Source organism: Streptomyces sp. NPDC044044, assembly GCF_056434405.1.
The window spans coordinates 151,896-178,346 of record NZ_JBWKFG010000012.1; the positions used below are offsets into that span (position 1 = coordinate 151,896).

The following is a 26,451-nucleotide window of genomic DNA, read 5'->3' on the forward strand; positions in this document are numbered from 1 at the left end:
TCCGTGTCCGCTCCGGAGTCACTCCAGGCCAGAGGCCCTGAAGACCCCCTCGGCCGTATCGCGGTCGATACGTTCCGAGAGCCGGCGCAGCGCGGTCGCCCCGCACAGGAGCGAGCCTCCTTCGGCCGATGTTCGAGCACCCCTGGACACGGCCTCCCAGAGCCCTGGATTGACGACGAGCACCTCGGGGTCGAGCACGACCTCGCCACCGGCCTCGTCCCGCAGCGTCAGCCGGGGTGAGATGCCGTCGGACCGGCGCACCGCGACGAGATGATCAAGGCGCACCGACCGGACACGGAACGGGCCGCGCGAGAACAGGATCCTGTCCCGCGCCGCCACGCGCGGCGGCGTCAGGACGGCGAACAGGAGCACGCCAAGACCCAGCCAGAGCAGCGCACGCCAGACGGTGAGCCTGCCGACCGCCGCGTCGAGCGCGAGCAGCAGCCCGAGGAGCAGGAGGGAACAGGCGGCTGCCGAGCGGGCGTCACCGGCCCAGGTGCTGTCGTGCGACCAGGGGACACGCTCCGGGGGAGCGCCGGGGGTGCGCCGTGCGGGGCGCGTCGTACGTCGGGCCATGAGGCGACGCTAGGGGCGTCCCGCCGGGAGCCGCCCCGCCGCGCGCGACCCTTGACGCACCACTGACGCCGCGCCCGGCCGCGTTGACGACCGCCTGACGTCAGGCGACGCCCTCCGGGGTGCCGCGGCTGCCGGGCACGGCAAGGGCGGTAAGGCCGCCGGCGGGCTCGCGGAAGGGCTTCGTGCCGCCATCCTGGCTCGGCTTCGGGGTCGCCTTCAGGCTCGGGCCCGGCTTGGGCGCGGGGCGCGCCGCCGGTCTGCCGGTGACGTAGTGGACGTACTCGCGATGGAGCCGGAATCCCGCGGTCCAGGCGAGGAGGCGGCTCGGCCGGTTGTCGCGTGCGCAGGACCAGCTCGCGGTGTGGCCGCGGGCGGCGATGTCCCCGCACAGGGCGGTGACGCAGGCCAGGGCGAGGCGCTCGCGGCGGTGCTCGGGCGCGGTGACGACGGCGACGTCTTCGTACGTGCCTCCGGCGAAGTAGCCGCAGGCGACGGTGGCGATCCGGCCGTCCCGGTCGAAGGCGGCCCAGGCGTGGCCGGAGGCGGCGAGCCCCTCGGGACCGCCCCAGCTGTCGTGGATCCAGGAGGTGTCAGGAACCTGGTCGGTGAGCGCGGCGAGCGCGGGGGCGTCGGCGCCGGCCAGGCGGCGCACGGTGAACCCCCGCGGCGCCGGGGGCGCGGACATCGGTTCGCGGTGCACGTAGAGCATGCGCTCGGCGGGCACGATGCGGTCGAACGCGGCGCCGAGCACGGGAAGGAAGCGGGCCAGGGCCCCGACATGGCTGCCGGCGAAGGGAGCCAGGCCCACGGGGTCGACGGCCTCCGGGGCGCCGCTCAGCAGGACGTGCCCCGCACAACTGACGGCCACGACCCGCGGATTCAGTACCCGGTCAGCCCACCACGTACCCACACCGGTGGTGAACGCGTGCTCGGGCAAGGAGGCCACACCGGGTGACCCGGCGGGAAACCAGCGAGCGAGCGCGGGCAGCTTGTGGGGCGGAAGCTGGATCACGGGACGGTCCTCCAGAGTGTGTTGCGGCGCGGGCGCCCGGAGCGGCCCTTTGCGGCACAGTCATGCGGAGTGTGCCGCATCCCCGGCACGTCCAGGTAAGTGCAGTAAGTTTTGGGGCATTTGGGTGAAGTTGGTCAGCCGATCCCCGGAACCGTCGAGATCACCAGATCGATCAGCTTGATGCCGACGAAGGGCAGGACGAGGCCCCCGACGCCGTACAGCGCGAGGTTGCGGCGCAGCAGGTCGTGCGCGGACGCGGGCGTGTAGCGCACGCCCCGCAGCGCGAGCGGGATCAGCGCCACGATGATCAGCGCGTTGAAGATGATCGCCGAGGTGATCGCGGAGGTCGGACTGTGCAGGCCCATGACGTTCAGGGCCTCCAGGCCGGGATACGCGCCCGTGAACATGGCGGGGATGATCGCGAAGTACTTCGCGACGTCGTTGGTGATCGAGAAGGTCGTCAACGCGCCCCGGGTGATGAGGAGTTGCTTGCCGATCTCGACGATCTCGATGAGCTTGGTGGGGTTGGAGTCCAGGTCCACCATGTTCCCGGCCTCCTTGGCGGCCGAGGTCCCGGTGTTCATGGCCACGCCCACGTCCGCCTGCGCGAGGGCCGGGGCGTCATTGGTGCCGTCCCCGGTCATCGCGACGAGCTTGCCGCCGGCCTGCTCGCGTCTGATCAGCTCCAGCTTGTCCTCGGGCGTGGCCTCGGCGAGGAAGTCGTCCACGCCCGCCTCCGATGCGATCGCGCGTGCCGTCAGCGGATTGTCGCCCGTGATCATGACCGTACGGATGCCCATGCGGCGCAGCTCGGCGAACCGCTCACGGATCCCGTCCTTGACGACGTCCTTGAGGTGGATCACGCCAAGGACGCGCGGACCGTCCCAGTCGTGCACGGCGACGAGCAGCGGAGTGCCGCCGGACGCCGCGATGGAATCAGTGAACAGACGTGCCTCGGCAGGCACCTGACCACCTCTCAGTTCCACCCAGGTGATCACCTGGGCGGCGGCGCCCTTGCGGATGACGCAGGCCGCGCCGTTGTCCCAGCGCAGATCGACACCGCTCATCCGGGTCTGCGCGCTGAACTCGACGAACGTGGCGTTGGCCAGCTCGCCACGTGCCGGCTCGCGCAGGCCGTACTTGTTCTTGGCCAGTACGACGACCGAGCGGCCCTCCGGCGTCACATCGGCGAGGGAGGAGAGCTGCGCCGCATCCGCGAGCTGCAGCTCGTCGAGGCCGGGCAGCGGTACGAAGGCCGTCGCCTCGCGGTTGCCGAGGGTGATCGTGCCGGTCTTGTCGAGCAGCAGGGTGTTGACGTCCCCGGCCGCCTCGACCGCGCGCCCCGACATGGCGAGTACGTTGCGCTGCACGAGCCGGTCCATGCCCGCGATGCCGATCGCCGAGAGCAGTGCTCCGATCGTCGTGGGGATGAGCGTGACCAGGAGGGCGACGAGCACGGTCGTGGACTGTGCCGCGTCCGCGTACGAGGCCATCGGCTGGAGCGCGACGACGACCAGGACGAAGACGATGGTGAGGGCGGACAGGAGGATGTTCAGCGCTATCTCGTTCGGCGTCTTCTGCCGGGACGCTCCCTCGACGAGCGCGATCATCCGGTCCAGGAAGGAGTCCCCGGCACGCGAGGTCACGCGGACGACGATGCGGTCGGACAGGACCACCGTGCCGCCCGTCACGCCGCTGCGGTCGCCGCCCGACTCGCGGATGACCGGCGCCGACTCGCCGGTGACGGCGGACTCGTCGACCGCCGCGACGCCGTCGACGACATCGCCGTCGGCCGGGATCAGCTCACCGGCCTCGACGAGCACGAAGTCGAAGGGCTTGAGGTCGGTGGCGGCCACCGCCTCGGTCTGCGCGTGTCCGAGGTCGACCCCCACGCGCCAGTTGTCACGCAGCCGGACGGTCACCGCGTCCGTGCGCGCGCTCCGCAAGGCGCGTGCCTGCGCCTTGCCGCGGCCCTCCGCCACGGCCTCCGCGAGATTCGCGAAGATCACGGTCAGCCAGAGCCAGGCACTGATCACCCAGGCGAACACGGACGGATCGAGCAGCGCGGACAGCGTGGTGAGGACCGAACCGCAGGCGACGACGGCGAGCACCGGCTTCTTGACGAGTGCCCCGGGACGCAGCTTGTGCAGCGCATCGGGGAACGACTTCATCACCTGTACGGGATCGAGGAGGACCCCGGAGCGGACGCGCCCGCCGTCGATGCGACCGGGCCGTACCGCTGAACTTCCTCTGGACGGAGGCTTCGTGGGCGGGGTCGGAGCCTGCTGCGGGGCGGCGGGAAGCATCGGGGCGTGACCTTCTGGTGAGGGACCGTGCGGTGTCATGGGGCCGGTCCTGCGCAGGGCCCCTGCGCAGGACCGGCTGATCGCGAACGCGGCCACGCGTCGACGGGACGGCATGCGCGGCCGGGTGCGAACAGGAAACGTAGCTTCGGCGATGCCCCCGAACGGCTGGTGCACCTGGGTATTTACGGGCCTCTGACGGTGCGTACGGGGTGCACGTCAAGCCCTCGTCAACGCGGGTCGCACGACCGTCAATGTCGCGTCATGGAGGGGCAAGAGGCACCCTGCGGCGGGCATAGCGTCACCACATGCCCCCGGGTTCCTGCCCGGCCCCCGGGGGCCACCGTTCACGGAACAGTTCACGGAACAACGGGCCCCTGCAGCGGGCCCCTCACGGAACAACAGGATCCGCAAGGAGGAACCCATGGCAGAGCTCCAGTGCGGCGAGGACCCCGAGCCCTCCGAACCCGGCCCGGCCGGACCGCTCTTCGTCCCCGTCCGGCCGGGACCCGCGGGCTGCGTCGCCCGCCTGTTCCGCACGCCCGTCGGCGGCCGTACCGCCGTCGCCTTCACGACCCCTCAGCGCCTGAGCGCGGCCCTCGGTGACCGCCAGGCCTGGATCAGGCTCTCCGAGCCCGCGCTGCGGGCGCTCACCGAGCCGCTCGGGGTCCAGGAAGTCACCGTCGACCCGCGGCTCGAAACCGCACACCCCGTCGAAGCACCCAGGCGGCGCACCCCCGCCTGGCGCGAGTGGGACCCGCAGGCGGTCGGCGCGCTGCGCGTCACCGGGGCCGCGGCGCTGGTCGGCGCCCTGACCACCTGGATCGGCTGAGGACGCGGAGCAGGAGCGGAACAGCGACAGCGACAGCCACCACAGCAGCAGCCACAGGACGAGGCGAAGAGAGAACCTGCCCATGACCACCCTGCACGAACCCGTGACCCCGGACGCCACCGCCGACGACGACCTGTCCGTCTGGCCCGCGTCCACCGCGCGTCTGGCCCACGGCGACCTCGCCGTCGGCGGCGTACCGCTCACCGAGATCGCCGAACGGTTCGGCACACCGGCCTACCTCATCGACGAAGGCGACGTACGCACACGCTGCCGCACCTACCTGCACGCCTTCCCCGACGCCGAAGTGCACTACGCCGCCAAGGCGTTCCTGTGCCGCGCGATGGTCCACTGGGTGGCGGAGGAAGGGCTCGGGCTCGACGTCTGCTCCGCCGGGGAGCTGGAGCTGGCCGTCACCACGGGCTTCCCCGCCGAGCGCATCCTGCTGCACGGCAACGCCAAGAGCCCGCACGACCTGGAGGCCGCGCTGCGGCTCGGCGTCGGGCGCATCGTCATCGACAGCGCCTCCGAGATCGCCCGGCTCGCCGCGGCCGTGCCGCCGGGCAGCCGCCAGAAGGTGATGGTCCGGGTGGTGCCGGGGATCGCCGCGGGCGGCCACGCCAAGATCCGCACCGGCACCGACGACCAGAAGTTCGGCCTGTCGATCACCGACGGCTCGGCGCAGCACGCCATCGCCCGCATCATCGGCCAGCCCGGCCTCGAACTGACCGGCCTGCACTGTCACTTGGGCTCGCAGATCACCACCGACAAGCCGTTCATCGCCGCCGTACGCCGACTGGTCGGCCTGATGGCCCGCATCAAGGAACAGCACGGCGTCACCCTCCCCGAGCTGGACCTGGGTGGCGGCCACGGCATCGCCTACCGCCCCGGCGAGGCGGCCCTCGACATCACCACGCTCGCCCGCAAGGTGCGCGGCGAGCTGATCGAGAGCTGCGCGGCGGCCGGGCTCACCGTGCCCAGGCTGCTCATCGAACCGGGGCGTGCCATCGCCGGCCCCGCAGGGGTGGCCCTCTACCGTGTGCTCGCCGTCAAGCGCACCGGCGGGCGCACCTTCGTGGCCGTGGACGGCGGGATGAGCGACAACCCGCGGCCCGCGCTGTACGGCGTGCGGTACGCGCCGCGCCTGATCGGCCGGCGCTCCCTGGTGCCGTCCGCGCCGGTGACCGTCGTCGGGCGGCACTGCGAGGCGGGCGACGTACTGGCCTCCGACGTCGAACTGCCGGGCGACGTAAGGCCGGGAGACATCCTGGGTGTGCCGGTGGCGGGTGCCTACCACCTCTCCATGGCGTCCGGCTACAACCTCGTCGGGCGCCCGCCCGTGGTGGCCGCGGTGGACGGGCGCGCGCGGCTCCTGGTGCGGCGCGAGTCGCTGGAGGACTTCCGCAGCAGGGACGTGGGTCTGTAGGGGGGGGCTGTAGGGGGGGCACCCCGAACAGCACAGCAGGAGCCGAGGCCATCAGGCCTCGGCTCCTGCTGTGGCAGCGGACGATCGGCGCCCCGGAGAAGCGGCTAGAGAATCGCGCCCGGGGTGTAGGCAGCGGCCTCCGGGTGCTCCTTGAGCAGCGCCTCGATCTGTGCGACGACGACGGCGACCTGGTCACCGGCCGCGCCCGTGAACGACAGCTTGTCGGCCATCAGCTCGTCGAGCTCGGCGCGGTCCAACGGGATCCGGGAGTCGGCGGCGAGCTTGTCGAGGAGTTCGTTGCGCTCGGCGCCCTGCTCGCGCATGGCGAGCGCGGAGGCGACGGCGTTCTCCTTGATGGCCTCGTGGGCCTCCTCGCGGCCGACGCCCGCCCGCACCGAGGCCATCAGGACCTTGGTCGTGGCGAGGAAGGGGAGGTAGCGGTCCAGCTCGCGCGCGACGACGGCAGGGAAGGCGCCGAACTCGTCGAGCACGGTCAGGAAGGTCTCCAGGAGCCCGTCGAGCGCGAAGAACGCGTCCGGCAGGGCGACACGGCGCACGACCGAGCAGGAGACGTCGCCCTCGTTCCACTGGTCGCCCGCGAGCTCGCCGGTCATCGACGCGTAGCCGCGCAGGATGACGGTGAGGCCGTTCACGCGCTCGCAGGAGCGGGTGTTCATCTTGTGCGGCATCGCGGACGAGCCGACCTGGCCCGGCTTGAAGCCTTCGGTCACGAGCTCGTGCCCGGCCATGAGCCGGATCGTCTTGGCCAGCGAGGAGGGCCCGGAGGCGAGCTGCACCAGGGCGGTGACGACCTCGTAGTCGAGCGAGCGGGGGTAGACCTGGCCGACCGAGGTGAAGGCGCGGTCGAAGCCGAGGTGCCCGGCGATCCGCTGCTCCAGGTCGGTCAGCTTCTCGGCGTCGCCGCCAAGGAGGTCGAGCATGTCCTGGGCGGTGCCGACGGGGCCCTTGATGCCGCGCAGGGGATAGCGGCGCAGCAGGTCGTCGACGCGGCGGTACGCCACGAGCAGCTCGTCGGCGGTCGTCGCGAAACGCTTGCCGAGCGTCGTCGCCTGCGCGGCGACGTTGTGCGAGCGGCCTGCCATGACGAGCTCGGCGTACTCGCCCGAGAGCTTCCCGAGCCGCGCGAGCACCGCGACGGTGCGGTCGCGCACCAGCTCCAGGGAGAGCCGGACCTGCAGCTGCTCCACGTTCTCGGTCAGGTCACGGGAGGTCATGCCCTTGTGGACCTGCTCGTGCCCGGCGAGTGCGTTGAACTCCTCGATGCGGGCCTTCACGTCGTGGCGCGTGACCTTCTCGCGCTCGGCGATCGAGGCGAGGTCGACGTCGTCGATGACGCGCTCGTAGTCGGCGAGGGCGGCGTCCGGCACCTCGATGCCCAGATCCTTCTGGGCCCGCAGAACGGCGAGCCAGAGCTGGCGCTCCAGCTTGACCTTCTGCTCGGGCGACCAGAGGGTGGCGAGCTCGGCGGAGGCATAACGCCCGGCGAGGACGTTCGGGATACGGGGCTTTGCAGGCGCGGCAGTCACGTGTACGGAGTTTACCTGCCGTCCGACCTGCTCTTTGACCGTCCGTACAGTCCGGAAAGCGCAGGTCATTGGAGCATCATCCAGGGGGCGGCGCGAGGTGCCCCGTCACGACTACTGGTCGCCGGGCGCCGACAGGACCCGCCGCAATGCCTCGACGCTCCTTCGCCATGGCTCCCCGTCGGACTCCGCCCACAGTTCGAGGAGCTCCGAGTCGTCGGACAGCACGCGGTCCAGAGCCTGGCGCGCCGGCCGGCGCAGCGACAGGAGGCCGGGAAGCGGCTGCTCCGGCCCGTAGACGGGGTCGGCGGGCTCCCCGCCGGGACACTGCGCGGCAACCAGGGCGGCGGCGGCCACGGCCGTCTGCGCGATGTCGGCGTCCAGATCCCCGTCGGCGCCGGCGGCGTCGCTCAGAGCGGCGCGGACAAGGCGGAGCCGGTCACCGTCGAGGGCGTCGTCGAGATCCCCGCAGAAATCAGCCGCGGTGTCGTTGTCGAACGGTCCGACGTCCCAGGTACCCATGCGCGCTCCCGAATGTGTTGAGGTCCGGGGAATCGTGTCAGCCGGCACTGACAACGGCCGGTGGCCCCAAGCCGCCCAGCGGACCGAGGCACATGGACCACGACACCACCCAACTCGCCCTCCGGGCCCACCGATGGCGGGCGGGCCACCCGGGCGCGCTCCGGCTCCTGGTGATCCACGTACGTCTAGGCTTCGACGTATGGAGCAGCGCGAGATCATCCAAAGAGTCGTCGGCATCCTGACCGAGGCGATCGAGATGCGCCGACAAGTACGGGAGAACCCGGACGGCGAGGTCGAACCCAGCGGCGCGGTCGGCACGATGCTGGAGGAGATGCTGCCGCGCATCGAAATCCCCGCCGACGCGACCCCCATCGAGGTCGCCGAGGTGGTGGGCCGCGAACTGAGCCCCGTCATCGAGCAGATCACATCGGCCTTCGCCTTCTCCTTCGCGCAGCTCGCGGAGGCGCACGACGAGGGCCGCACCGATGTGACGTCGGCGGACGTGCTGCAGTCCATCGCGTTGCACTTCGAGGACGAGGTGGAGGAGTAGGGGGCAGGAGCAGGAGTAGGGCAGGAGGAAGCCGCGTCCCGGAGTCCTACGCGAACGGATCCTCGTAAGGCAGCAGATCCGGCCGCTTGGCCGGGAGGCCGTCGCCGGAGGAGCGGCCCGTGAGGCGGCGGACGATCCACGGGGCCAGGTGCTGCCTGGCGAAGCGGGCGTCCGCGATGCGGCGTGCCGTCCAGTTGGGCGGGGCGGTGGCCGCGAGCGGGGAGTTCCAGTCGTCCTCGGGGGCGTAGCCGAGCGCCTGCCACACCGCTTCCGCGACCCGGCGGTGCCCCTCGGCCGTCAGATGCAGCCGGTCCACGTCCCAGAGGCGCTGGTCGCCGAGCGCGGCCGATCCGTACAGGTCCACGACCGTGGCGCCGTGCCGCACCGCCAGCTCGTCGATGTGCGCGAAGAGCTCTTCCATGCGCGGGCGGAAACGTGCCAGGACGGGGCCGTTCCGGCCGGGGCTGCGCATCAGGACGAGCTTCTTGCACGACGGGGCGAGGCGTTCGACCGCCTCCTCCAGGAGGTCGCGTACGCGGACCATGTCGCACTTGGGGCGCAGCGTGTCGTTGAGGCCGCCCACCAGGGTGATCACGTCGGGCTGCATCGCGGCGGCGACGTCCACCTGCTCGGCCACGATCTGCCCGATGAGTTTCCCGCGCACCGCGAGGTTCGCGTACCGGAAACCGGGGGAGGCGGCAGCCATCCGGGCGGCGAGCAGATCCGCCCAGCCGCGGTAGCTGCCGTCGGGCAGCCGGTCCGACATGCCCTCGGTGAAGGAGTCGCCGACCGCGACGAGACTGGTGTAGTTGTCATTCATCTGCATGGCGGGAGCGATCGTACATGGAGCTCCGAGCCTTCGCCGTGGCGGATGCGGCCACCGTGGCGCGCTGGCCGACCTCTGCCGGTGAGGTGGCCCTGTGGTGCGGGCTGCCGGACTTTCCCGTGGCCGCGCGGGTGATCGCCGGGTGGCAGCTGGACGGGGATGTGCGGGGGTGGGTGCTGGCCGACGGGGAGGAGCTCCTCGGCTACGGGGAGGTCTGGTGCGATGCCGGGGAGGGCGAGGCGGAGCTTGCCCGGATCATCGTGGCGCCCGGCGCCCGTGGTGAGGGAGTCGGGCGCGTGATGGTGCGGGAGCTGGCCGGGCTCGCCCTGCGGGCCGGGTACGCGGAGATCTTCATGCGCGTCCATCCGGGGAACGCCGCGGCCCTGCGCTGCTATCGCGCGGCCGGGTTCCGGCCGGTCGCCTCCGCTCTGGCGGCGGAGTGGAACGCCCCGCAGCCCGTCAGCTACGTGTGGCTCCGGCACGCGGGCGCGTCGGCGTGAGCAGCGTCGCCACCGCGTCGAGCACGGCGTCGGCGTCCCCGGCGAGGGCAGGGGTCGCGCGGAACCGGTGGTCGGACGTGAGGTGGCCCTCGATGCCGGGGATCGACAGGGACCTCGGCGCGGGGCGCAGGCCCACCCGGTCGAGCACGGGGCGGAGCATCTCGACGGCGGGAGCGCCGCCGGACGTACCCGCGCTGTAGCTGATCAGGCCCACCGGCTTGCCCTGCCACTCCTGGTGGAGGAAGTCGATGGCGTTCTTGAGCGGCGCGCTGAAGCCGCCGTTGTACATCGGCATGACGAAGACGAAGGAGTCGGCCGCACTGACCCTCGCGCTCCAGTTCTTCGTGTGCTGGTGGAGGTAACGGCCTTCGGAGGGGTGCTCGGGTTCGTCGAGGAAGGGCAGCGCGACCTCGCCGAGATCGATCAGGGTGGGCTCGAACTCCCCGTGTGCGCGGGCGCGTTCGGTCAGCCAGTGGGCCAGGGGGCGTCCCGCCGACGTCGGACGGGTGCTTGCGGAGACGATGTGCAGGCGGTGCGTGGCCATGGTGGCGGGTCCCTTGGGTCGTCAGGAGAGTGAGGTCAGGCGGAAACGGCCGGGTCGTCGGGTGAGGTCGTCGGGTGGGGTCAGGCCGAAACGGCGCAACGAGAGCTGGGTCAGCGGGCCGATGGCCACGGCGAACAGGACCGTTCCCACGCCGACCGTGCCGCCGAGCAGCCACCCGGTCGCGAGCACGAGGACCTCGATCGCCGTACGCGCGGTCCGGATCGAGATGCCGCGCCGCGCGAGGCCGGTCATCAGTCCGTCACGGGGGCCGGGGCCGAGCCCGGCTCCCACGTACAGGCCCGTCGCCACCGCGTTGAGCGCGATGCCCGCGAGGAGCAGCGGCACGCGCACCGCGATGTCACCGGGCGAGGGCAGCGCGGCCAGTGCCGCGTCGGCGACCAGGCCGACGACGAGGACGTTGCTGATCGTCCCGATGCCCGGACGCACGCGCAGCGGTATCCAGGCGAGCAGGACCAGGGCGCCGACGCCGATCACCACCCAGCCGAAGGGCAGCCCTGAGCTACGCGACACGCCTTGGTGGAGTACGTCCCACGACGGGACGCCCAGGCCCGCGTCGATCATCAGGGCGACGCTGACGCCGAACAGGACGAGGCCCACGAACAGCCGCGAAAGGCGGCGCGTCATGGCGGACGTCGGCGCTGGGGCAGCGGTCACGGCGAAGCACCACCCTCCACCTCTACCTGGTCAGGTACCTGGTCACGGCTACCTAGTTGACGTGTCACCTATGACTCTAGGCGATGTAGGTGACGTGTCAACCGTTGGTGAGTAGGGTGGGCCCGTGAATCAGGACCGCGTGAACCCGGACCCACGGTGGCTGACGGATCGCGAGCAGCGCGCCTGGCAGGCGTACCGGCGGATGACGCTGTTGCTCAACGCCCGGCTGGCGCGCGACCTCGCCAAGGACAGCGGCCTCTCCGAGCCCGACTACGACGTGCTTTCCAACCTGGGTTCGAGCCCAGGTCATCGTCGTCGGATCACCGAACTCGCGGACCGGATGCTCTGGTCCAGAAGCCGCATGTCCCACCACCTGGCCCGCATGCAGCAGCGCGGCCTCGTCGTGCGCGAGGAGTGCGAGACCGATGGACGGGGTGCTCTCGTCGTGCTCACGGACAAGGGAGTGCGCACCATCGAGGCCGCGGCCGTGCCGCACGTCGAGTCCGTGCGCAGGCACTTCGTGGATCTCCTGACCCCGGAGCAGATCGAGGCGTTCGCCGGGATCGGGGAGACCGTCGTGGAGCGCCTTACCGGCCCTGGGGAGTAGCTTCCGGGTCGATCGACGTGCGGCCGACCAGCCGTTCGTAGCGTTGCCGCGCCGCCTGCGGAGTGCCGAGGCCCAGACCGAAGGCGATCTCCGGCCAGGTCATGCCGCGACCGCGCGCCATCTGCAGGAGCCCGGCCTCCACTTCGTCCATCTCGCCGCGCGCCGTCGGCATGAGCGTCAGCGCCGCGGTGATGTCCGCGTGGTCCACCTCCGGCTCGCCATCCGCGGGCTGTGCGATCCCGCTCAGCAGGAACGTCACGAGCCGCGCCGCCTCGTACGGGCCGATCATCGTGGCGTGGACCTGTCGGCGCCGCTGTTCGTCGGTGGCGGCGTGCCGCTCCGCGATGCGGAACAGGGAGGTGTGGGCGCGGCCCGCGCGCACCTGGTCCGGGTGGGTGGGGCTGAAGGGGTCGGTCTCGGCGTGCTGCTGCTCCGGAGTCGAGGACATGGGATCAGCGTCGGCGGCACACGCCGCACTGTCAATGCTTCGTTGTGAACAATCTGTTTGCATGGCCGGGCTGGGTCGGGCCGGGGCTGACCCAGCCCTCGCCCGGTCCAGTCGCTGGTCGTGGTGTCGTATGAAACGGTGGAAAATGCCCTAAAGGCCAATACTGGCGAACCTTGTGAGAGGGGAATCGCATGTCATCGAAGCGACGCCGCAAGAAGAAGGCACGCCGCAAGCACGCGGCCAACCACGGCAGCCGTCCCCAGTCCTGATCGCCGACCGCGCACCGGTTTCTGTGTGATCCCGTGAACACCCTTGCCACCTGGGTCAACGGGTGAACAATGGTGCAATGTTGGAGTTGTTGCGAGAAGTCGGCGTGGAACTGCCGGGCGGCGCTGGACTGTTGAAGTTCGGGATGACACCCGGCGAGGTCCTTGAACTGCTGCCGCCCGACAGGGTCACGCACCACCGGCAGTGCATGGGGCTGACCCTGGACCAGTACGCGGAGCTCCGGCACGCGCACGACGCCTGGCTCGGCGGCCTCCTCTTCGAACCGGACTGGAGCTTCGACGCCGAGCTCGACGGCGTCGTCCTGGGGTTCGGCGGTGGCGGGCCCGGGGCCACGGACCGGCTGGCCCGCGTGGAGATCCAGGCGCGGGCCCAGGCGGACGGCCCGGAGCCGACTCCGGTGGCCTGGGAGGACATCGACCTGTTCGGCTATCCCGCCGCGGAGATCGTGGCCGTGCTGCCCGGGATCCCCTCGCCCGGCGGCCCGCCGCCGGCCGAGATGGCGGTGGACGAGCTGGGCCTGCGCCTCTCACGGGCCACGCCGACGGCGGAGCACTGGGAGCGGGTGACCCTGGTCGGGCCTGGATCCGGGAGTTGGGGCGCCTGCTGCGCGGGCGGACTCGTCTGCGCCGAGCAGGGGGACGGCCTCGTGGGGATCATGTACTGACTGACGGCAGCGCTCTTGGCCGGGGGCTGCGAATTCGGCTGGCCAGGGGCTGCAAAATCGGCTCGCCGGGGGTTGCGAATCCGGCCGCCCCTCGACGGGCTTACTGCGGACGCTCTTCCGCGTCGGGCCCGGCCGCCCATGACCCCCTCGGTCAGCCTGATCACAGCCGCGGCTCTCCTGACGACACCCGAGACCCGCCCGCACCCTCCAGCGCCGCAAGAATCCAGCTCCTCGACTCCGCCGGGTCGATGACCGCGTCGATCTTCAGCGCCGCCGCGGCGTTCACCGCCTCGCCGTGCTCGTACAACTCCGCGACATGGGCATCGCTGGGCCACGCCGCCGTGGACACGGGCGCGCGGGTGGAGCCGCCCGTCATGGCCATCGCACCGAGACCGTACGCCCGGGAAGCCCGAACGCGTCGCACAGCCGCAGGAAGCGTTCCGCCTTGTCCGCCGCGTCGCGGTCGATCGCCCGGCCCAGGTGCCGGGTTGTTGGCGAGCAGCCCCACCGGCAGTCGTGACCGTCGAGGACGCGTCACCGGCTACGCCTGCGCACCCGGTGACGACTACGGTCGCGACACCGGCGCCGACACCGACGCCAGGTAGTCCCAAGCCGCCCGCGCGGTGAACTCGGCCTGTCCGCCCCGCAGCAGAAGGTCCGCCGCGGCGAACGCGGGTGCGTCCGCGTGGGCGGTGACGTACGGGATCGCGATGCAGCGCATGCCCGCCGCGTGCGCCGCCGTCGCGCCCGGGGCGGCATCCTCCAGGACCACGCAGTCGGCCGGTTCGGCGCCGAGGAGCGCGGCGGCGGCCAGGAAGACGTCGGGCGCGGGCTTGCCGTGCGCGACCTCGTCGGCGGAGATGACGGTGGTCAGGAGCGAGTCCAGGCCGGTGCCCGAGAGGATCGCGTCGATGGCCGCGCGCGAAGACCCGGAGGCCACGGCCATCGGCACCCCTGCTCCGTGCAACTGCTCCACGAGCTTCCGCATCTCCGGGAAGACGTGCGTGTCGGCGCGGGCGAGCGCGAGGTAGCGACGGTCGAGCTCGGTGAGCAGTTCGGCCACCGGTACGCCGATGTCGTACCGGTCCTTCCAAGTGGCGAGGGTCTCCTGGGTGCCGATGCCCACGTACTGCTCGTTGTCGGCCCAGGTGTACTCGACGCCGTGCTCGGCGAGCAGCTCGCGCGAAGCCTCGTAGTAGTTCGGCTCGCTGTCCACGAGGGTGCCGTCGAGATCGAAGATGACCGAGATGGTGCCGAGGTTGCTCATGCCCTCCAGCATGCCAAAGCCGCAGATCACCGCCGCACGGGCACCAGGATCACCTCTGCGCGGCGGAGGCCCGCCCGATCGACTCGACGAGCGGCAGCAGCCGGTGCGGGACACGCTCGCGCAGGGCCATCTCCGTACGGGTACGGACCACGCCCGGCATCTGGATCAGCTGCTGGACGACGTCCTCCAGGTGGCCGTTGTCCCGAGCGACCACGCGGGTCAGGAGATCGCCGCCACCGGTGATCGAGAAGGCCTCGATGATCTCCGGCACGGCGGCGAGCGCGTCGCCCACCTCGTCCAGATGCCCCTGAGTGACCTCGATGTGCACGAAGGCGAGCACAGGATGCCCGAGCGCGGCAGCCGAGAGGGACGGCCCGGTCCCGGTGATCACCCCATCCCGCTCGAGCCGGTCGAGCCGGGCCTGCAGGGTGCCACGGGCCACACCGAGCACACGCGCGTACTCACGGACGCTGGTGCGGGGCTGCTCCAGGAGGAGACGCAGGATGCGGGTGTCGAGTTCGTCGACGGCCATGGTGCGGGGTCTCCCAGGTGCAAGGTGATGAGCCTGGTGACTGTACCAACGCAGGTCAGCCGAGGCAGGGGGTCACGGGCGCCGAGCGATTCGGATGACGGCGTACGTGATGCCGAGGATGACGTCGACGAGGGCCCACAGGAAGATGACGAGTCCCACGCCGATCGCCGTTCCGGCACTTTCGGCGTCGTTGCAGGTCTGCGCGTCGAGGGTGCCGCAGTCACCTGGGGCGCCCGCGCTGCTGCTGGCGCCGAGGATCACCCAGAGGAGGAAGATCACCTGCACTGCGAGGAACGCCCACATGAACCATCGTGAGCGCTTTGGCGTGGGAGCGGGGGCCTGGGGAGCCTGGGGGAATGGTGAGGGTTGTGGGGGTTGTGCTTGGGGGACCGCCTGGGCCTGCGCCGGGTGAATCACCTGCGGATTCTGCGGGGGAGGGGTGGAAGAGTTCCACTGGGGGGTCTTCCACGATGCGTGGGGTTCTTCTTGGTGGTTCATGGTGATGCTGCCCTTTTTCAGTTGTCTGTTCCGGTGCTGCCTGGCGCCGGTGTCGCGGGGGTGGTCGGACCTGCACACACCCCGTCTTGAGGGCCGTGCGCGAATCGACGCGCCTCCTACTCCAGGATCACGCGAATGTTCCGCGCTTGCATGCGCAGGACGGACGTCCACGCTTCAGGCGGTCGCATGCCCCGGGCCGGTTCGATCGCTCACAGGCCGACACCAGTTGCCCGCCGGACCGCCCGCACCGCCTCGACCAGCGCATCAACCCCCCGCTGTACCTTTGCCCGTGGACAGCCCACGTTCAGGCGCAGGTGGCCGGGGGAGCCGTAGGGCGTGCCCGGCATGATGGCCACCTTTTGTGTGTCGATGAGTTCGCGTTGCAGTGCTTCGTCGTCCACTTCCAGGGGGCGTACGTCGATCCACGCCAGGTAGCCGGCCTGGGGTGGCGTCCAGTTCAGTTGTGGGAACGCCGTGTTCAGGCGGTCGGCCACCAGGTGGAGGTTGCCGCGGATGTACGTGCCGAGCGCCTCCAGCCAGGGGGATCCCTCCCGGTACGCCGCGATGTGTCCGACCAGCGACAGCACCGCCGGGGACGACAGGCCGTCGGCCTCCTTGAGGTGGCGCAGGTATGCCTCGCGGGTCGCGGAGTCGCCGATGATGCCGTAACTGCCCGTCAAGGCCGGGATGTTGAAGGACTTCGACGCCGACGTCACCACCGCCCATCGTTCGTCGGGGCCGCCGTGCAGGGCCCATGGGCGGTGTACGTGCGGCGGGTGCGCCAGGTCCGAGTGGATCTCGTCGCTGATCACCGCGACGCCGTACCGCGCGCACAGTCCCGCGATGCGGTTCAGTTCCGCCTCCGTCCACACGTGGCCCGTGGGGTTGTGGGGCGAGCACAGGAGCAGGACCGACGTGTCGGGCAGCGCGAGCAGCCGTTCCAGCGCGGCCCAGTCGCCGAGCGGGCAGCCGAGCAGGCGTCGCTCGTTCGCGGCGATCGTCTTGGGGAAGGCGTCGTACGTGGGGGTGTGGACGACGACGCCGTCGCCGGGGGCCGACCACAGGCGCAGGAGCTGCGCGATCTGGTAGATCACGGACGGGGCGTAGACGATCGACTCCGGGGTCACCTCCGTGGCGTGGCGCGTGCCGTACCAGTCGACGATCGCGGAGAGGAAGTCGTCCTGGCGCCAGCGGGAGTATCCGAGCACGCCGTGGTCAAGGCGGCCGCGCAGTGCGGACAGGACCTCGGGTGCCGTCTCGAAGTCCATGTCCGAGATGGTGAAGGGCAGCAGGCCGGCGACGCCGAAGCGGTCCTCCACGTAGTCCCACTGCGTGCACCAGGTTCCGTGCCGATCCACGGGGGTGTCGAAGTCGAAGGCGAACGCGTCGGCGCGTGACGGGTGGTGCACTGTTCAGCCCACCCCGACCAGCGAAGCGATCGCGTCCTTCACCGACTGCACCTGCGGGCCGATGATGACCTGCACGTTGTGCCCGTCGAGTTTGATGACGCCGACCGCGCCGAGCTTCTTGAGGCGGGCCTCGTCGACCTGTTCGGCGTCCGCGACCGTCATGCGCAGGCGCGTGATGCAGTTGTCGAGGGACTGGATGTTCTCGGCGCCGCCGATCGCCTTCAGGATCGCCACCGCGTCGTACTTTCCGGCGATCAGCTCGCGCGGGGCCGCCTCCGTGGTGCCAGATTCCTTGGTGCCGGATTCCTTGGTCCCGGATTCCTCAGTTCCGGCCTTCTCGGTCCCGGCCTCCTCGGAGCCCTCCGCGTCGGCCTCCTCCGCCACCGGCTCGTCGCGGCCCGGCGTCTTGAGGTCGAAGCGCACGATGGCCCAGCGGAAGAGGAAGTAATACACGGCGAACCACACCGCCGCGATGACGGGGATCAGGTACCACTTCGTGGTCGTGCCCTGCAGGACGCCGAAGACGAGCCAGTCGATGACATTGCCGTCGGTGTTGCCGATGAACACCCCGAGCACGGCGGCCGTCAGGAACCCGAGGCCGACCAGCACGGCGTGGATCAAGTACAGCCACGGCGCGATGAACAGGAACAGGAACTCCAGCGGCTCGGTGATGCCGCCGACCACGCAGGCGACGACGCCGGAGATCAGGAGCGCCTTGATCTCGGGGCGCATCTTCTTGTTCGCGCAGTGGTACATCGCCAGGGCCGCGCCCGGCAGGCCGCCGAGGTAGACCGCCATCTTGCCCTGGGACAGGAAGTGCGTGGCGTTGGTGACCGATTCTGTGGGCGCGTGCGAGCAGTTCAGCTGCGCGTAGAAGAGGTTGAGGGCGCCGGAGACGTTGTCGCCGCACACCGCGCCCGAGCCGCCCACGTCCGTGAAGCGGAACATCGCGACGAGGATGTGGTGCAGGCCGACCGGCCGCAGCAGCACCTCTCCCATGCCGAAGAAGAACGGGCCGAAGACGCCCGCGTGACCGATCGCGCGCCCGAGGTCCGTGATCCAGCCGTTGAACGTAGGCCACACCAGCGGGATCAGCAGGCCGAGCAGGCTGAGCGTGAGCGTGGAGATGATCGGCACGAACCGCAGGCCGCCGAAGAAGGCGAGGGCGTCCGGCATCCGCTGGCCGCGGAAGCGCCGGTGCAGGACGCTGACAACGATGCCAACGGCCACGGCGCCGAGCAGTCCCGTGTCGATGGACTGGATGCCGATGACGTCGGCGATGCCGTAATGGGCGATGGCATCGTTGTCATCGAAGTCGACGCCCTTGGCGGTGAGGTAGAAGTTCACCGCCAGGTTCATCGCCGCGAACCCGACGAAACCGGAGAACGCAGCCACGCCCTTGTCCTCGCGGGCCAGGCCCAGCGGGATGGCTATCGCGAACATCACGGGGAGGAACTTGAAGGCGACGAGGCCGGTGCTGGCCATCCACGTGAAGACGAGGTGGAAGCCCTCGCCCTGGAGGAAGGTCAGGTTGTCGGTGACGGCCTCGCTGGAGAGCGACGAGCCGATGCCCAGCATGATGCCGCAGAACGCGAGCAGGGCCACCGGGAGCATGAACGTCTTGCCGAGGCCCTGGAGGAACTCCCAGAGCGCGGACTTGGTCTTCTGCATGTGTGGGGGTCTTTCGGGCCTGAGCGGAGGCGTGCAATGACCGGCCCACGGACGTGCGGGCCAGGACGGTGGCCGGTCACACACCGCACGCAGGGATCGCCTGCTGGCCGGCGTGGCAGGTCCGTCGATCCACGCCGAAGGTCGATCGATCCGCCCGGACGGATGAGATCACAGCAGCTCGGGCGCTGTCCATGGGGGCAAGCGGCCCGTGCAACGCCTCATCGTCCCAACGTCTCAACGCCCCGCCCCTCGTCGTCTCAACGCCTCAACGCCTCAAGCGTCCCGCATCCGCAGCACCGCCCCACCCGCGACGAGCGCCGCGCCCGCGTACGCGGCGAGCACCCCGATCCCCGCCCACGGCCCGATCGGCAGCTGGTCCAGGTCGACGGTCGCCTGGATCGCCAGCCCGGCCGTCGCGGGGGCCGCCCGCCGTGCGTACTCCTGCCAGTCCGGGTCGGCGAGCAGCCCCGCGAGCAGCGGGAAGGCGTAGAAGAGGCCGAGGACCGCGGTGACGGCTGCCGCCGTGTCGCGCAGCGCGGTGGCCACGCCCAGGCCGATCAGGGCCGCGAGCGTGAGGTAGAGGACCGTGCCGGTGGCCGCGCGCAGGGTCGGTCCGTCGGCGAGTCCCGGAACGGCGAAGCCGTCGGCGGACAGCAGCAGCCTGCCCGCGAGGAGCGAGCCGAGCACGCCGACCGCGCTCGCCGCCGCGGTCAGCGTGCACAGCACCAGGGCCTTGGCGGCGAGGAGCCGTACGCGGCCGGGTTCCGTCGTCAGGGTCGTACGGATGGTGCCCGTGCCGTACTCGCCGCTCATCGTGAGCACCGCGAGGACGACGACCGCGCCCTGGCCGAGCCAGACGCCGGTGAGGCTGAGCTTGACGGTGTCCTCGTGGCAGTCGGCAGGGACCGGGCAGTCCCCGGCGGTCAGCGACGCGGCGGTGACCGCGCCCGCGAGGACGGTCAGGGCCACCACGGCGAACAGGAGCCACCAAGTGCTGTGCAGCGTACGGAGTTTGGTCCACTCGGCGTGCACCACGGCGAGCGCCCGGCCGTCCCGAGCCCGGCCGTCCCGAGCCCGGCCGTCCCGAGCCCGGCCGTCCCGCGCCCGGCCGTCCCGCGCACGGACGACACCCCCGCCCCTCACACGTCCCGCTTCCGGATGCGCCACACCGCGACGCCGAGCACCACGACGGCGTACGCGGCCAGCGTCGCGAGGCCGGTCCACGCGCTCTGCGGATAGCAGCCGTCCTCCGGGAGGCACAGGTTCGCCACCTGGTCGTAGCGCGGCGTCGTCTCCTGGACCGCGAACCCCGCGACGGGCGTGAGCCGTTGCAGCCATTGCGACAGGCCGATCGGCAGCACGCTGACCAGGACCAGGGGCAGGACGATCACCACGACGACGGTGGTGATCGCGGCGGCGGTGCTGCGCAGCAGCGCGCCGAGCGCCAGGGCGAGCACGGCGATCAGGGCCAGCAGGGCCGCCGTGCCGAGCACCGCGCGCAGGACAGGGCCGTCGGTCAGCGAGAACTCGGGGAACTGCGGCGGCTTGTGACCGTTCTCCCGCAGCACGGGCATGCTGATCAGGTACGAGGCGAGGGACGCGACGAGCCCGGCGGCGAAGGCGACCGCGCCGACCACCGTGGCCTTGGCGACCAGGACCCGGCCGCGCCGCGGGCTTGCCACGAGCGTGGTACGGATCATGCCGCGCCGGTACTCGGCGGTGATGAACAGGACGCCGAGCGCGGCGATCAGGACGAGGCCGAGCTGGGTGCCGTTCAGGGCGGCGGCGACGAGGTCGGGCTGCATGGGGGCGCCGGGGGCGATGTCGCCTGCGCCGGTGAGGGTGAACGTGCCGCCGGAGCGGCCCAGTTCGCCCTGGCCGCCGTTGCCCTGCCCGACGTCGGTCCGCTGCCAGTCGGCTCCGCCCGCCGCGCCCTTGACGCTCACCTCGTCGAAGCGCGCGGTCGAGCGTGTCGGGTCGTCGCGGACCGAGGCGCTGCCGAACTCGCGGTCCATGGACTGCACGTCGGGCGACGCCACGAAGAGACCGACCGGGACCGCACCCGTGGACGTGTCGAGTTCGGCCGCGCCGACCTTCCTCCAGTCGCGGCCGTCGTCCGACGCGTACGCCGTGATCGTGGCGCCTGCCCGGGTCAGCCGCAGCCAGTACGGCTCGTCGGCGGACGCGGCAGGGCCCGCGACGTCACGGATGAAGTCGCTCTGGAACCGCACCCCGTGCCCCGGGGTGACCATCAGCGCCGCGTAGTCGGAGCCGCTCTCGGTGTTCTCCTTGACGATCACCCCGGCCTTGGCCCACTCCGGGGCCCGGTCGGGGCGCACGCCGGTGGGCCCCGTCACCCGTGCCGTGATGGCGCCGTCGGCGGGGAGCGTGCGGTGCACGAAGGTGAAGTCGTCGCGGATGGACTGCCCGCCGGGACCGGTGGGCGCGGACGAGCCGCCGCCCGCGATCTGGACGCCCGAACTGGACGCGGAGAAAAGGGAGATCAGCACGGTCACCAGGACCGCGGCCAGCAGCGTGTAGCCCCAGCGGCGCACCGTGCGCAGCTTGGTCCATTCGGCGCGCAGGAGCTGCGGGAAGCCGTCGCGTCCGGCCACGACCGTGCCGGGCCGCCGGGGTGGCGTCAGGGTGGTCATCGCGTGCCCTCCTCGACCGGGTGCTCGGCGGCGAACTCCACGTCGTCCCTGGTCAGTTCCATGTACGCCTCTTCCAGCGTGGCCCGGTGCGCGGCGACCCCCGAGAAGGCGACGCCTGCGCCGCCCAGCAGTTCCACGATCCGTTCCGGCGCGAGAAGGGAGACGGTGAGCGTGTCGCGTCCGGTGGCCGCGACGCTCGCCCCCGCGCCCGCGAGGACGGTCATCGCCGTCGTCCGCTCGGCCGTCCGCACCTCGACGCGGTCGCCCGACGCCGCGGCAAGGAGTTCTCGTACGCTCGTGTCGGCGATGACGCGCCCGCGGCCGACCACCACCAAGTGCGCGGCGGTGTCCTCCAGTTCACTCATCAGGTGGCTGGAGACGAGGACGGCGCGACCCTCGGCCGCCAGGGACTTCAGGAAGCCGCGGATCCACCGGATGCCTTCCGGGTCGAGCCCGTTGACGGGTTCGTCGAAGAGCAGCACGGGCGGGTCGCCAAGGAGGGCCGCCGCTATCCCCAGACGCTGCCGCATGCCGAGCGAGTACCCGCCCGCCCTGCGCCGCGCGGCCTGCCCGAGCCCGACGAGATCGAGGACTTCGTCGACGCGCCGCACGGGCAGCCGGTGCGAGTGCGCCATCCACAGGAGGTGATCGCGCCCTCGGCGGCTGGGATGCACGGCGGCCGCGTCGAGCAGCGCCCCCACTTCGAGCAGCGGCGTACGCAGCGCCCCGTAGGGACGGCCGCCGATGAGGGCGGTGCCCTCGTCCGCGGAGTCCAGGCCGAGGATGATGCGCATGGTGGTCGACTTGCCCGCGCCGTTGGGGCCGACGAACCCGGTGACCTGCCCCGGCGCGACGGTGAAGGAGAGGCCGTCCACCGCGGTGACCGAGCCGAACCGCTTGCGCAGTCCGCGCACTTCGATGGCCGCTTCGCCGCCATCGGTTGTTGCTGTGATGCCATCCATGAGAAGCGAGGCTAGAGACGCCGAGCTCGCCGGTCGTCACGCCGGGGAGCCGTCTTCACATCCCTCACGTGAGGGACGCCGCCGGGCCCCGGGCCGGTGACAATGACTCGTGTGAGGGGGACACCGGTGAGAGCGAGATCTTCCATGGCGGGCTTCGGACGCGGCTCGGCGCGCGGCCGCCTCGGCCGTCTTGGCCCTCTCGGCCGCCCTGGCCGTCCTGGCCGTCTAGGGCGCCGTGGTCGTCTCGCGCACTACAGCCGCGCCGCGCAGCACAGCAGCAGCTTCGTGCACCGCCCGGAGATCCCGGTGGTGGCCGCGGCGCTCCTGGCGCTCGGCGCCGTGAGCGAGGTGCTGCTGCGCGCGGACGGCGATGTGCCGCTGCCCCTCGCGCTCTCCCTCGCGCTGGGCACGACGGTGCCGGTCGCGGTGCTCGCGGGCGGCGACTTCATGCCCCAGCCCTTTGCCGCGACAAGAAGTACCCGCGGCTTCTTCGCCGCCGCGGCCGTCCTCGCCGGCACGGCGGGCATGCTCTCCCTCGCGCCGTTCCACCTGCTGACCGGCGCCGGGCTGTGCGCGCTGCTCGTCTCGCTCCACCAGGCCGGGCGCCGGGGCCTGAAGTACCTGGCCGCCCTCCTCCCGCTGCCCTTCATCGCGTACGCGGTCACCGTGCCGACGGGATCCGGCGCGGGGGACCGGTTCCTCACCGTCGTCACCGCGGTGGGCGTCGCGGTCGCCGCCGGTACGGGGCTCGCCCGGAGCGCGCGGGACACCGCCCTCGTGAACAGCGCCGCCGAGCAGGCCGTCGCTGACACCCTCCTGGAACACGTCGCGCGGGGTGAACGGGCCAGGATCGCCAGGGAGTTGCACGATGTCGTCGCCCATCACATCTCCATGATCGCGGTCCAGGCCGAGACCGCCCGGCTGACCACACCGGGCCTGCCCGCCGTCGGCGCCGAGCGTTTCCTGGCCATCGGCGACACCGCCCGCGCGGCCCTGACCGAGATGCGCAGGCTGCTCGGCGTGCTGCGCGAGGACGCGGGCGGCACCGCGCCGGACCGCCGCCCCCAGCCGGGCCTGGAACAGCTCGGCGAACTCGTCGACGAGGCGCGCGACGCGTCGGCCGCCGCCGTGCGCCTCATCGTCGAGGGGCCGGTACGCCCACTGGATCCCGGTCTCGAACTCACCGCGTACCGCATCGTGCAGGAAGCCCTCACCAACGCCCGGCGGCACGCGCCGGGAGCCTCGGTGGACGTGGAACTGCGCTACACCCACGACGCGTTGCGCCTGCGCGTGCGCGACAACGGCCCAAGTCCGCACACCGCACAGGAGCTTGACGAGGGGCACGGCCTGGTCGGCATGCGCGAGCGCGCCGCGATGGTCGGCGGCGAGCTGCGCGCGGGCCCGGCGCGGCGCGGCGGTTTCCTCGTCGAGGCGACGTTCCCGGTGCCGGTGAGGGAGCATGCCGCATGAACACCCCCGGCCCCGCCCCTGCCCCCACCCCTGATCCTGCCTCCGCCCCTGCTCCGCTGCGCCTCGTCATCGCCGACGACCACGAAGTCGTACGCGCCGGATACGCGGGACTCCTCGCCACCCAGCCCGACTTCACGGTCGTCGGCACCGCCGCCGACGGAGCGCGGGCGGTCGAGCTCTGCCGGGAGCTGCTGCCCGACCTGGTCCTGATGGACATACGCATGCCGGTGATGGACGGCATCGAGGCGACAGGGCGACTCTCCGGGACCGGTACGCGCGTGCTGATCCTCACCACCTTCGACCTGGACGAGCACGTGTACGACGCGCTGAGCGCGGGCGCCGCCGGGTTCCTGCTCAAGGACGTCACGGCGGAGCGCCTCTTCGACGCGGTGCGTGTGGTGGCCGCGGGCGAGGGTCTTCTCGCCCCCACCGTGACCCGCCGACTCATCGCGGAGTTCGCCCGCGTCAGGCCACAGCGGCCCGCGGGCCCCGCCGCCCGGCTCGACACGCTCACACCACGCGAGACCGAGGTGCTGCGGCTGATCGCCGAGGGGCTCTCCAACCCCGAGATCGCCGGGCGGCTGCACGTCAGCGAGGAGACGGTGAAGACCCACGTCAGCCGGGTGCTCGGCAAACTCGGGCTGCGCGACCGCACCCAGGCGGTGGTCGCGGCGTACGAATCGGGGCTCGTGGTGCCGAGAGCGGGGGCCTGAGCCCGGGCCCGGCTGAGCACCCGCCGTACACCGCCTGTCCGTGCGCACCCGCCGTACACCGCCTGTCCGTGCGCACCCGCCGTACACCGCCTGTCCGCCGTAGACTGGAAGGGCGGCAATGTGCACGACGGCGTGACTCGATCATGAACGCACGTATCGAGGACTACGCCCTCATCGGTGACCTGGAATCCGCTGCCATGCTCGGCACGGACGGGTCGATCGACTGGCTCTGCCTGCCGCGCTTCGACTCACCGGCCTGTTTCGCCGCCCTGCTCGGCACGGCGGACAACGGATTCTGGCGGCTTTCCCCCGTCGGCGCGGGCCCGTGCGACCGGCGGGCCTACCGCCACGACACCCTGGTCATGGACTCCCACTGGGAGTGTCCGACCGGTGCCGTACGTGTCACGGACTTCATGCCGCCCCGCGCACAGCTGCCCTGCATCGTGCGCGTCGTCGAGGGCCTGTCCGGCGCCGTACCCATGCGCAGCGAACTGCGGCCGCGCTTCAACCAGGGCCGTGTCATCCCGTGGGTGCGGGCCCAGGAGCACTGCACGGTCGCCGTGGCCGGGCCGGACGCGCTCTGGCTGAGCGCCGACGGCCCGATGGAGATACGCGGCGGCGACCACACCGCCTCCACCGTCCTGGACTTCACGGTCTCGGCGGGCCAGCGCCTCGCGCTGCAGCTCGTATGGGCGCCCTCGCATCTGCCCGATCCGCCCCAGCCCCTGAGCGTCCCGGCGGAGACGGCGCTCAAGGCGACCGGCGACTTCTGGCGGCGCTGGACGGCCCAGTGCCGCTACCAGGGCCCCTGGCGAGAGGCCGTCACGCGCTCGCTGATCACGCTGAAGGCCCTCACCTACGCCCCCACGGGCGGCGTCGTCGCGGCACCGACCACCTCCCTCCCCGGGTGCGTCGGAGGCGAGCGCAACTGGGACCACCGCTTCTGCTGGCTGCGCGATTCCACGCTGACCCTGTCCACCCTGCTGCGCAGCGGCTACCGCGACGAGGCGACGGCCTGGCTCGACTGGCTGGTGCGTGCCGTGGCCGGCGACCCCGCCGATCTGCAGGCGGTGTACGGGGTGGAGGGACAGCGGCGGCTGCCGGAGGCCGAGGCGCCGTGGCTGCCCGGCTATGAGGGGTCGCGGCCCGTACGGTTCGGGAACGCCGCGGTCGATCAGCTTCAGCTCGACGTCTACGGCGAGGTTCTCGACACGCTCTATTTGTCGTTGCGGGCGGGCATTCCGATGCAGCCGCATCTGTGGAGCCTGGTGCAATCCCTGATGAGCCATCTGCGGGAGCACTGGCGTGAACCGGATCAGGGCCTGTGGGAAGTCCGGGGCTCCCGGCGGCAGTTCGTCCACTCCAAGGTCATGTCGTGGGTCGCTGCCGACCGGGCCCTGCGCATGGGCGAGATGCTCGGCAGGAACGAGTCCGCGGGGGAGTGGCGCGCCATGCGGGACGCGGTGCACCGGGAGGTGTGCCGCGAGGGGTGGGACGACGGGCGGAGGTCGTTCGTGCAGTGCTACGGATCGCCCGCCCTCGACGCGTCGGCCCTGCTGATCCCCAAGGTCGGCTTCCTGCCCGCCGACGACGTGCGCGTGCGCGACACCGTACGGGCGATGGAGGCCCTTGACCACCACGGATTCGTGCGGAGGTACGCGCACGACGGCAGGGGCACGCACGACGGCAGGGACACGCACGACGTGGACGGAATGCGTGGATCCGAGGGCACGTTCGTGGCGTGCTCCCTCTGGTACGCCGACGCGCTGGCGGCGACCGGCCGCCTCCGGCAGGCGCGCGAGACCTTCGAGCGGGTCCTGGACGTACGCAACGACGTGGGCCTGCTCGCGGAACAGTGGGATCCGGACGGCCGCCGCCAACTGGGCAACGCACCGCAGGCGTTCAGTCACATCGCGCTGGTGGAGACGGCCTTCGCGCTCCAGGAGGCGGGCGCCTGAGCA

General features: G+C 71.6%; 28 protein-coding genes. 10 read left to right on the forward strand and 18 right to left on the reverse strand.

Going from position 1 to position 26,451, the window contains the following annotated elements; translation table 11 throughout:
• Positions 1-18: 18 nt before the first annotated feature.
• From AC07AG_RS38050 to kdpB, 3 genes are all read right to left on the reverse strand, one after another.
• A complete protein-coding gene (locus tag AC07AG_RS38050; RefSeq protein WP_478761243.1) occupies positions 19-576 on the reverse strand; it encodes a hypothetical protein in 558 nt (185 codons plus the stop codon).
• Between the two features lie 100 nt (positions 577-676).
• Positions 677-1,588 carry a GNAT family N-acetyltransferase gene (locus AC07AG_RS38055; RefSeq protein WP_478761245.1) on the reverse strand — a complete coding sequence of 304 codons (912 nt, stop codon included), beginning with the start codon at positions 1,586-1,588 and terminating at the stop codon, positions 677-679.
• Between the two features lie 134 nt (positions 1,589-1,722).
• Positions 1,723-3,894 carry a potassium-transporting ATPase subunit KdpB gene (gene kdpB, locus AC07AG_RS38060; RefSeq protein ID WP_478761247.1) on the reverse strand — a complete coding sequence of 724 codons (2,172 nt, stop codon included), beginning with the start codon at positions 3,892-3,894 and terminating at the stop codon, positions 1,723-1,725.
• Positions 3,895-4,315: 421 nt separating this feature from the next.
• Between kdpB and AC07AG_RS38065 the strand changes: the two genes are divergently transcribed.
• Positions 4,316-4,723 (forward strand): SAV_915 family protein, encoded by a 408-nt coding sequence (locus AC07AG_RS38065; RefSeq protein WP_478761248.1) that lies wholly within the window; start codon positions 4,316-4,318, stop codon positions 4,721-4,723.
• Positions 4,724-4,805: 82 nt separating this feature from the next.
• A complete protein-coding gene (gene lysA, locus AC07AG_RS38070; RefSeq protein WP_478761250.1) occupies positions 4,806-6,146 on the forward strand; it encodes a diaminopimelate decarboxylase in 1,341 nt (446 codons plus the stop codon).
• Positions 6,147-6,250: 104 nt separating this feature from the next.
• Here lysA and purB read toward each other — a convergent pair whose 3' ends face one another.
• Together purB and AC07AG_RS38080 are read right to left on the reverse strand one after the other, a co-directional pair.
• Positions 6,251-7,693, reverse strand: coding sequence for an adenylosuccinate lyase (gene purB, locus AC07AG_RS38075; protein ID WP_478761252.1), 1,443 nt, complete (start codon positions 7,691-7,693; stop codon positions 6,251-6,253).
• Positions 7,694-7,804: 111 nt separating this feature from the next.
• The gene (locus AC07AG_RS38080) at positions 7,805-8,212 is read right to left on the reverse strand and encodes a DUF4259 domain-containing protein (protein WP_478761254.1); all 408 of its coding nucleotides are present in this window, start codon (positions 8,210-8,212) and stop codon (positions 7,805-7,807) included.
• Positions 8,213-8,411: 199 nt separating this feature from the next.
• Between AC07AG_RS38080 and AC07AG_RS38085 the strand changes: the two genes are divergently transcribed.
• On the forward strand, positions 8,412-8,762 hold the full coding sequence (locus AC07AG_RS38085) for a hypothetical protein (RefSeq protein WP_351172320.1): 351 nt from the start codon (positions 8,412-8,414) through the stop codon (positions 8,760-8,762).
• 46 nt (positions 8,763-8,808) lie between these two features.
• Here the strand turns inward: AC07AG_RS38085 and AC07AG_RS38090 are convergent, their stop codons facing one another.
• Entirely contained in the window at positions 8,809-9,588 is a 780-nt protein-coding gene (locus tag AC07AG_RS38090; protein ID WP_478761255.1) for an SGNH/GDSL hydrolase family protein, read from the reverse strand.
• A gap of 17 nt (positions 9,589-9,605) precedes the next feature.
• On the opposite strand from AC07AG_RS38090, the gene AC07AG_RS38095 reads away from it, so the two are divergent.
• Entirely contained in the window at positions 9,606-10,088 is a 483-nt protein-coding gene (locus tag AC07AG_RS38095; RefSeq protein WP_478761256.1) for a GNAT family N-acetyltransferase, read from the forward strand.
• On the opposite strand, the gene AC07AG_RS38100 is transcribed toward AC07AG_RS38095, so the two are convergent.
• Complete coding sequence (locus AC07AG_RS38100; protein ID WP_478761258.1) at positions 10,048-10,632, reverse strand: NADPH-dependent FMN reductase; 585 nt, start codon at positions 10,630-10,632, stop codon at positions 10,048-10,050. The two genes, AC07AG_RS38095 and AC07AG_RS38100, sit on opposite strands and share 41 nt — an antisense overlap.
• Before the next feature lie 21 nt (positions 10,633-10,653).
• Positions 10,654-11,277, reverse strand: a complete 624-nt coding sequence (gene yczE / locus AC07AG_RS38105) for a membrane protein YczE (RefSeq protein WP_478761474.1) — start codon at positions 11,275-11,277, stop codon at positions 10,654-10,656.
• Positions 11,278-11,431: 154 nt separating this feature from the next.
• Between yczE and AC07AG_RS38110 the strand changes: the two genes are divergently transcribed.
• Positions 11,432-11,914 carry a MarR family winged helix-turn-helix transcriptional regulator gene (locus AC07AG_RS38110; protein ID WP_478761259.1) on the forward strand — a complete coding sequence of 161 codons (483 nt, stop codon included), beginning with the start codon at positions 11,432-11,434 and terminating at the stop codon, positions 11,912-11,914.
• Here AC07AG_RS38110 and AC07AG_RS38115 read toward each other — a convergent pair.
• Positions 11,895-12,362 (reverse strand): DNA-binding protein, encoded by a 468-nt coding sequence (locus AC07AG_RS38115; protein ID WP_478761260.1) that lies wholly within the window; start codon positions 12,360-12,362, stop codon positions 11,895-11,897. The two genes, AC07AG_RS38110 and AC07AG_RS38115, sit on opposite strands and share 20 nt — an antisense overlap.
• 191 nt (positions 12,363-12,553) lie before the next feature.
• On the opposite strand from AC07AG_RS38115, the gene AC07AG_RS38120 reads away from it, so the two are divergent.
• Together AC07AG_RS38120 and AC07AG_RS38125 are read left to right on the forward strand one after the other, a co-directional pair.
• Entirely contained in the window at positions 12,554-12,631 is a 78-nt protein-coding gene (locus tag AC07AG_RS38120) for a 50S ribosomal protein bL37 (protein ID WP_466231358.1), read from the forward strand.
• Between the two features lie 77 nt (positions 12,632-12,708).
• A complete protein-coding gene (locus AC07AG_RS38125) occupies positions 12,709-13,314 on the forward strand; it encodes a hypothetical protein (RefSeq protein WP_478761262.1) in 606 nt (201 codons plus the stop codon).
• A gap of 160 nt (positions 13,315-13,474) precedes the next feature.
• Here AC07AG_RS38125 and AC07AG_RS38130 read toward each other — a convergent pair whose 3' ends face one another.
• The 9 genes from AC07AG_RS38130 to AC07AG_RS38170 all read right to left on the reverse strand — a co-directional run bounded on the left by AC07AG_RS38130 (position 13,475) and on the right by AC07AG_RS38170 (position 22,307).
• Complete coding sequence (locus AC07AG_RS38130; RefSeq protein ID WP_478761264.1) at positions 13,475-13,696, reverse strand: hypothetical protein; 222 nt, start codon at positions 13,694-13,696, stop codon at positions 13,475-13,477.
• A 183-nt stretch (positions 13,697-13,879) separates the two neighbouring features.
• Positions 13,880-14,581 (reverse strand): HAD family hydrolase, encoded by a 702-nt coding sequence (locus AC07AG_RS38135; RefSeq protein ID WP_478761265.1) that lies wholly within the window; start codon positions 14,579-14,581, stop codon positions 13,880-13,882.
• A gap of 49 nt (positions 14,582-14,630) precedes the next feature.
• Entirely contained in the window at positions 14,631-15,113 is a 483-nt protein-coding gene (locus AC07AG_RS38140) for an Lrp/AsnC family transcriptional regulator (protein WP_468861070.1), read from the reverse strand.
• Positions 15,114-15,185: 72 nt separating this feature from the next.
• Positions 15,186-15,416: a hypothetical protein gene (locus AC07AG_RS38145; protein WP_478761267.1), complete on the reverse strand. Its 231-nt coding sequence runs from the start codon at positions 15,414-15,416 to the stop codon at positions 15,186-15,188.
• A 404-nt stretch (positions 15,417-15,820) separates the two neighbouring features.
• Positions 15,821-17,020, reverse strand: a complete 1,200-nt coding sequence (locus AC07AG_RS38150; protein ID WP_478761269.1) for a MalY/PatB family protein — start codon at positions 17,018-17,020, stop codon at positions 15,821-15,823.
• A gap of 3 nt (positions 17,021-17,023) precedes the next feature.
• On the reverse strand, positions 17,024-18,691 hold the full coding sequence (gene malX, locus AC07AG_RS38155; RefSeq protein ID WP_478761271.1) for a maltose/glucose-specific PTS transporter subunit IIBC: 1,668 nt from the start codon (positions 18,689-18,691) through the stop codon (positions 17,024-17,026).
• Positions 18,692-18,964: 273 nt separating this feature from the next.
• A complete protein-coding gene (locus AC07AG_RS38160) occupies positions 18,965-19,834 on the reverse strand; it encodes an ABC transporter permease (protein ID WP_478761273.1) in 870 nt (289 codons plus the stop codon).
• Positions 19,831-21,345 carry a DUF1349 domain-containing protein gene (locus AC07AG_RS38165; RefSeq protein WP_478761274.1) on the reverse strand — a complete coding sequence of 505 codons (1,515 nt, stop codon included), beginning with the start codon at positions 21,343-21,345 and terminating at the stop codon, positions 19,831-19,833. Before AC07AG_RS38165 ends, AC07AG_RS38160 begins: the two co-directional genes overlap by 4 nt.
• Positions 21,342-22,307 (reverse strand): ABC transporter ATP-binding protein, encoded by a 966-nt coding sequence (locus AC07AG_RS38170; RefSeq protein WP_478761276.1) that lies wholly within the window; start codon positions 22,305-22,307, stop codon positions 21,342-21,344. The genes AC07AG_RS38165 and AC07AG_RS38170 overlap by 4 nt, the downstream gene beginning before the upstream one ends.
• 126 nt (positions 22,308-22,433) lie before the next feature.
• On the opposite strand from AC07AG_RS38170, the gene AC07AG_RS38175 reads away from it, so the two are divergent.
• The 3 genes from AC07AG_RS38175 to AC07AG_RS38185 all read left to right on the forward strand — a co-directional run bounded on the left by AC07AG_RS38175 (position 22,434) and on the right by AC07AG_RS38185 (position 26,448).
• Entirely contained in the window at positions 22,434-23,777 is a 1,344-nt protein-coding gene (locus AC07AG_RS38175) for a sensor histidine kinase (RefSeq protein ID WP_478761278.1), read from the forward strand.
• Positions 23,774-24,490: a response regulator gene (locus tag AC07AG_RS38180; RefSeq protein WP_478761279.1), complete on the forward strand. Its 717-nt coding sequence runs from the start codon at positions 23,774-23,776 to the stop codon at positions 24,488-24,490. The genes AC07AG_RS38175 and AC07AG_RS38180 overlap by 4 nt, the downstream gene beginning before the upstream one ends.
• Positions 24,491-24,633: 143 nt before the next feature.
• The gene (locus AC07AG_RS38185) at positions 24,634-26,448 is read left to right on the forward strand and encodes a glycoside hydrolase family 15 protein (RefSeq protein ID WP_478761281.1); all 1,815 of its coding nucleotides are present in this window, start codon (positions 24,634-24,636) and stop codon (positions 26,446-26,448) included.
• Positions 26,449-26,451: the final 3 nt, after the last annotated feature.

Excerpts from the sequence above, each read along its gene's own strand:
- AC07AG_RS38050 (WP_478761243.1), bottom strand. The coding sequence starts at position 576 with ATGGCCCGACGTACGACGCGCCCCGCACGGCGCACCCCCGGCGCTCCC.
- kdpB (WP_478761247.1), bottom strand. The coding sequence starts at position 3,894 with ATGCTTCCCGCCGCCCCGCAGCAGGCTCCGACCCCGCCCACGAAGCCT.
- AC07AG_RS38065 (WP_478761248.1), top strand. The coding sequence starts at position 4,316 with ATGGCAGAGCTCCAGTGCGGCGAGGACCCCGAGCCCTCCGAACCCGGC.
- lysA (WP_478761250.1), top strand. The coding sequence starts at position 4,806 with ATGACCACCCTGCACGAACCCGTGACCCCGGACGCCACCGCCGACGAC.
- AC07AG_RS38080 (WP_478761254.1), bottom strand. The coding sequence starts at position 8,212 with ATGGGTACCTGGGACGTCGGACCGTTCGACAACGACACCGCGGCTGAT.
- AC07AG_RS38085 (WP_351172320.1), top strand. The coding sequence starts at position 8,412 with ATGGAGCAGCGCGAGATCATCCAAAGAGTCGTCGGCATCCTGACCGAG.
- AC07AG_RS38090 (WP_478761255.1), bottom strand. The coding sequence starts at position 9,588 with ATGCAGATGAATGACAACTACACCAGTCTCGTCGCGGTCGGCGACTCC.
- AC07AG_RS38095 (WP_478761256.1), top strand. The coding sequence starts at position 9,606 with ATGGAGCTCCGAGCCTTCGCCGTGGCGGATGCGGCCACCGTGGCGCGC.
- AC07AG_RS38100 (WP_478761258.1), bottom strand. The coding sequence starts at position 10,632 with ATGGCCACGCACCGCCTGCACATCGTCTCCGCAAGCACCCGTCCGACG.
- yczE (WP_478761474.1), bottom strand. The coding sequence starts at position 11,277 with ATGACGCGCCGCCTTTCGCGGCTGTTCGTGGGCCTCGTCCTGTTCGGC.
- AC07AG_RS38115 (WP_478761260.1), bottom strand. The coding sequence starts at position 12,362 with ATGTCCTCGACTCCGGAGCAGCAGCACGCCGAGACCGACCCCTTCAGC.
- AC07AG_RS38120 (WP_466231358.1), top strand. The coding sequence starts at position 12,554 with ATGTCATCGAAGCGACGCCGCAAGAAGAAGGCACGCCGCAAGCACGCG.
- AC07AG_RS38125 (WP_478761262.1), top strand. The coding sequence starts at position 12,709 with ATGTTGGAGTTGTTGCGAGAAGTCGGCGTGGAACTGCCGGGCGGCGCT.
- AC07AG_RS38130 (WP_478761264.1), bottom strand. The coding sequence starts at position 13,696 with ATGGCCATGACGGGCGGCTCCACCCGCGCGCCCGTGTCCACGGCGGCG.
- AC07AG_RS38135 (WP_478761265.1), bottom strand. The coding sequence starts at position 14,581 with ATGAGCAACCTCGGCACCATCTCGGTCATCTTCGATCTCGACGGCACC.
- AC07AG_RS38140 (WP_468861070.1), bottom strand. The coding sequence starts at position 15,113 with ATGGCCGTCGACGAACTCGACACCCGCATCCTGCGTCTCCTCCTGGAG.
- AC07AG_RS38145 (WP_478761267.1), bottom strand. The coding sequence starts at position 15,416 with ATGTGGGCGTTCCTCGCAGTGCAGGTGATCTTCCTCCTCTGGGTGATC.
- malX (WP_478761271.1), bottom strand. The coding sequence starts at position 18,691 with ATGCAGAAGACCAAGTCCGCGCTCTGGGAGTTCCTCCAGGGCCTCGGC.
- AC07AG_RS38165 (WP_478761274.1), bottom strand. The coding sequence starts at position 21,345 with ATGACCACCCTGACGCCACCCCGGCGGCCCGGCACGGTCGTGGCCGGA.
- AC07AG_RS38170 (WP_478761276.1), bottom strand. The coding sequence starts at position 22,307 with ATGGATGGCATCACAGCAACAACCGATGGCGGCGAAGCGGCCATCGAA.
- AC07AG_RS38180 (WP_478761279.1), top strand. The coding sequence starts at position 23,774 with ATGAACACCCCCGGCCCCGCCCCTGCCCCCACCCCTGATCCTGCCTCC.
- AC07AG_RS38185 (WP_478761281.1), top strand. The coding sequence starts at position 24,634 with ATGAACGCACGTATCGAGGACTACGCCCTCATCGGTGACCTGGAATCC.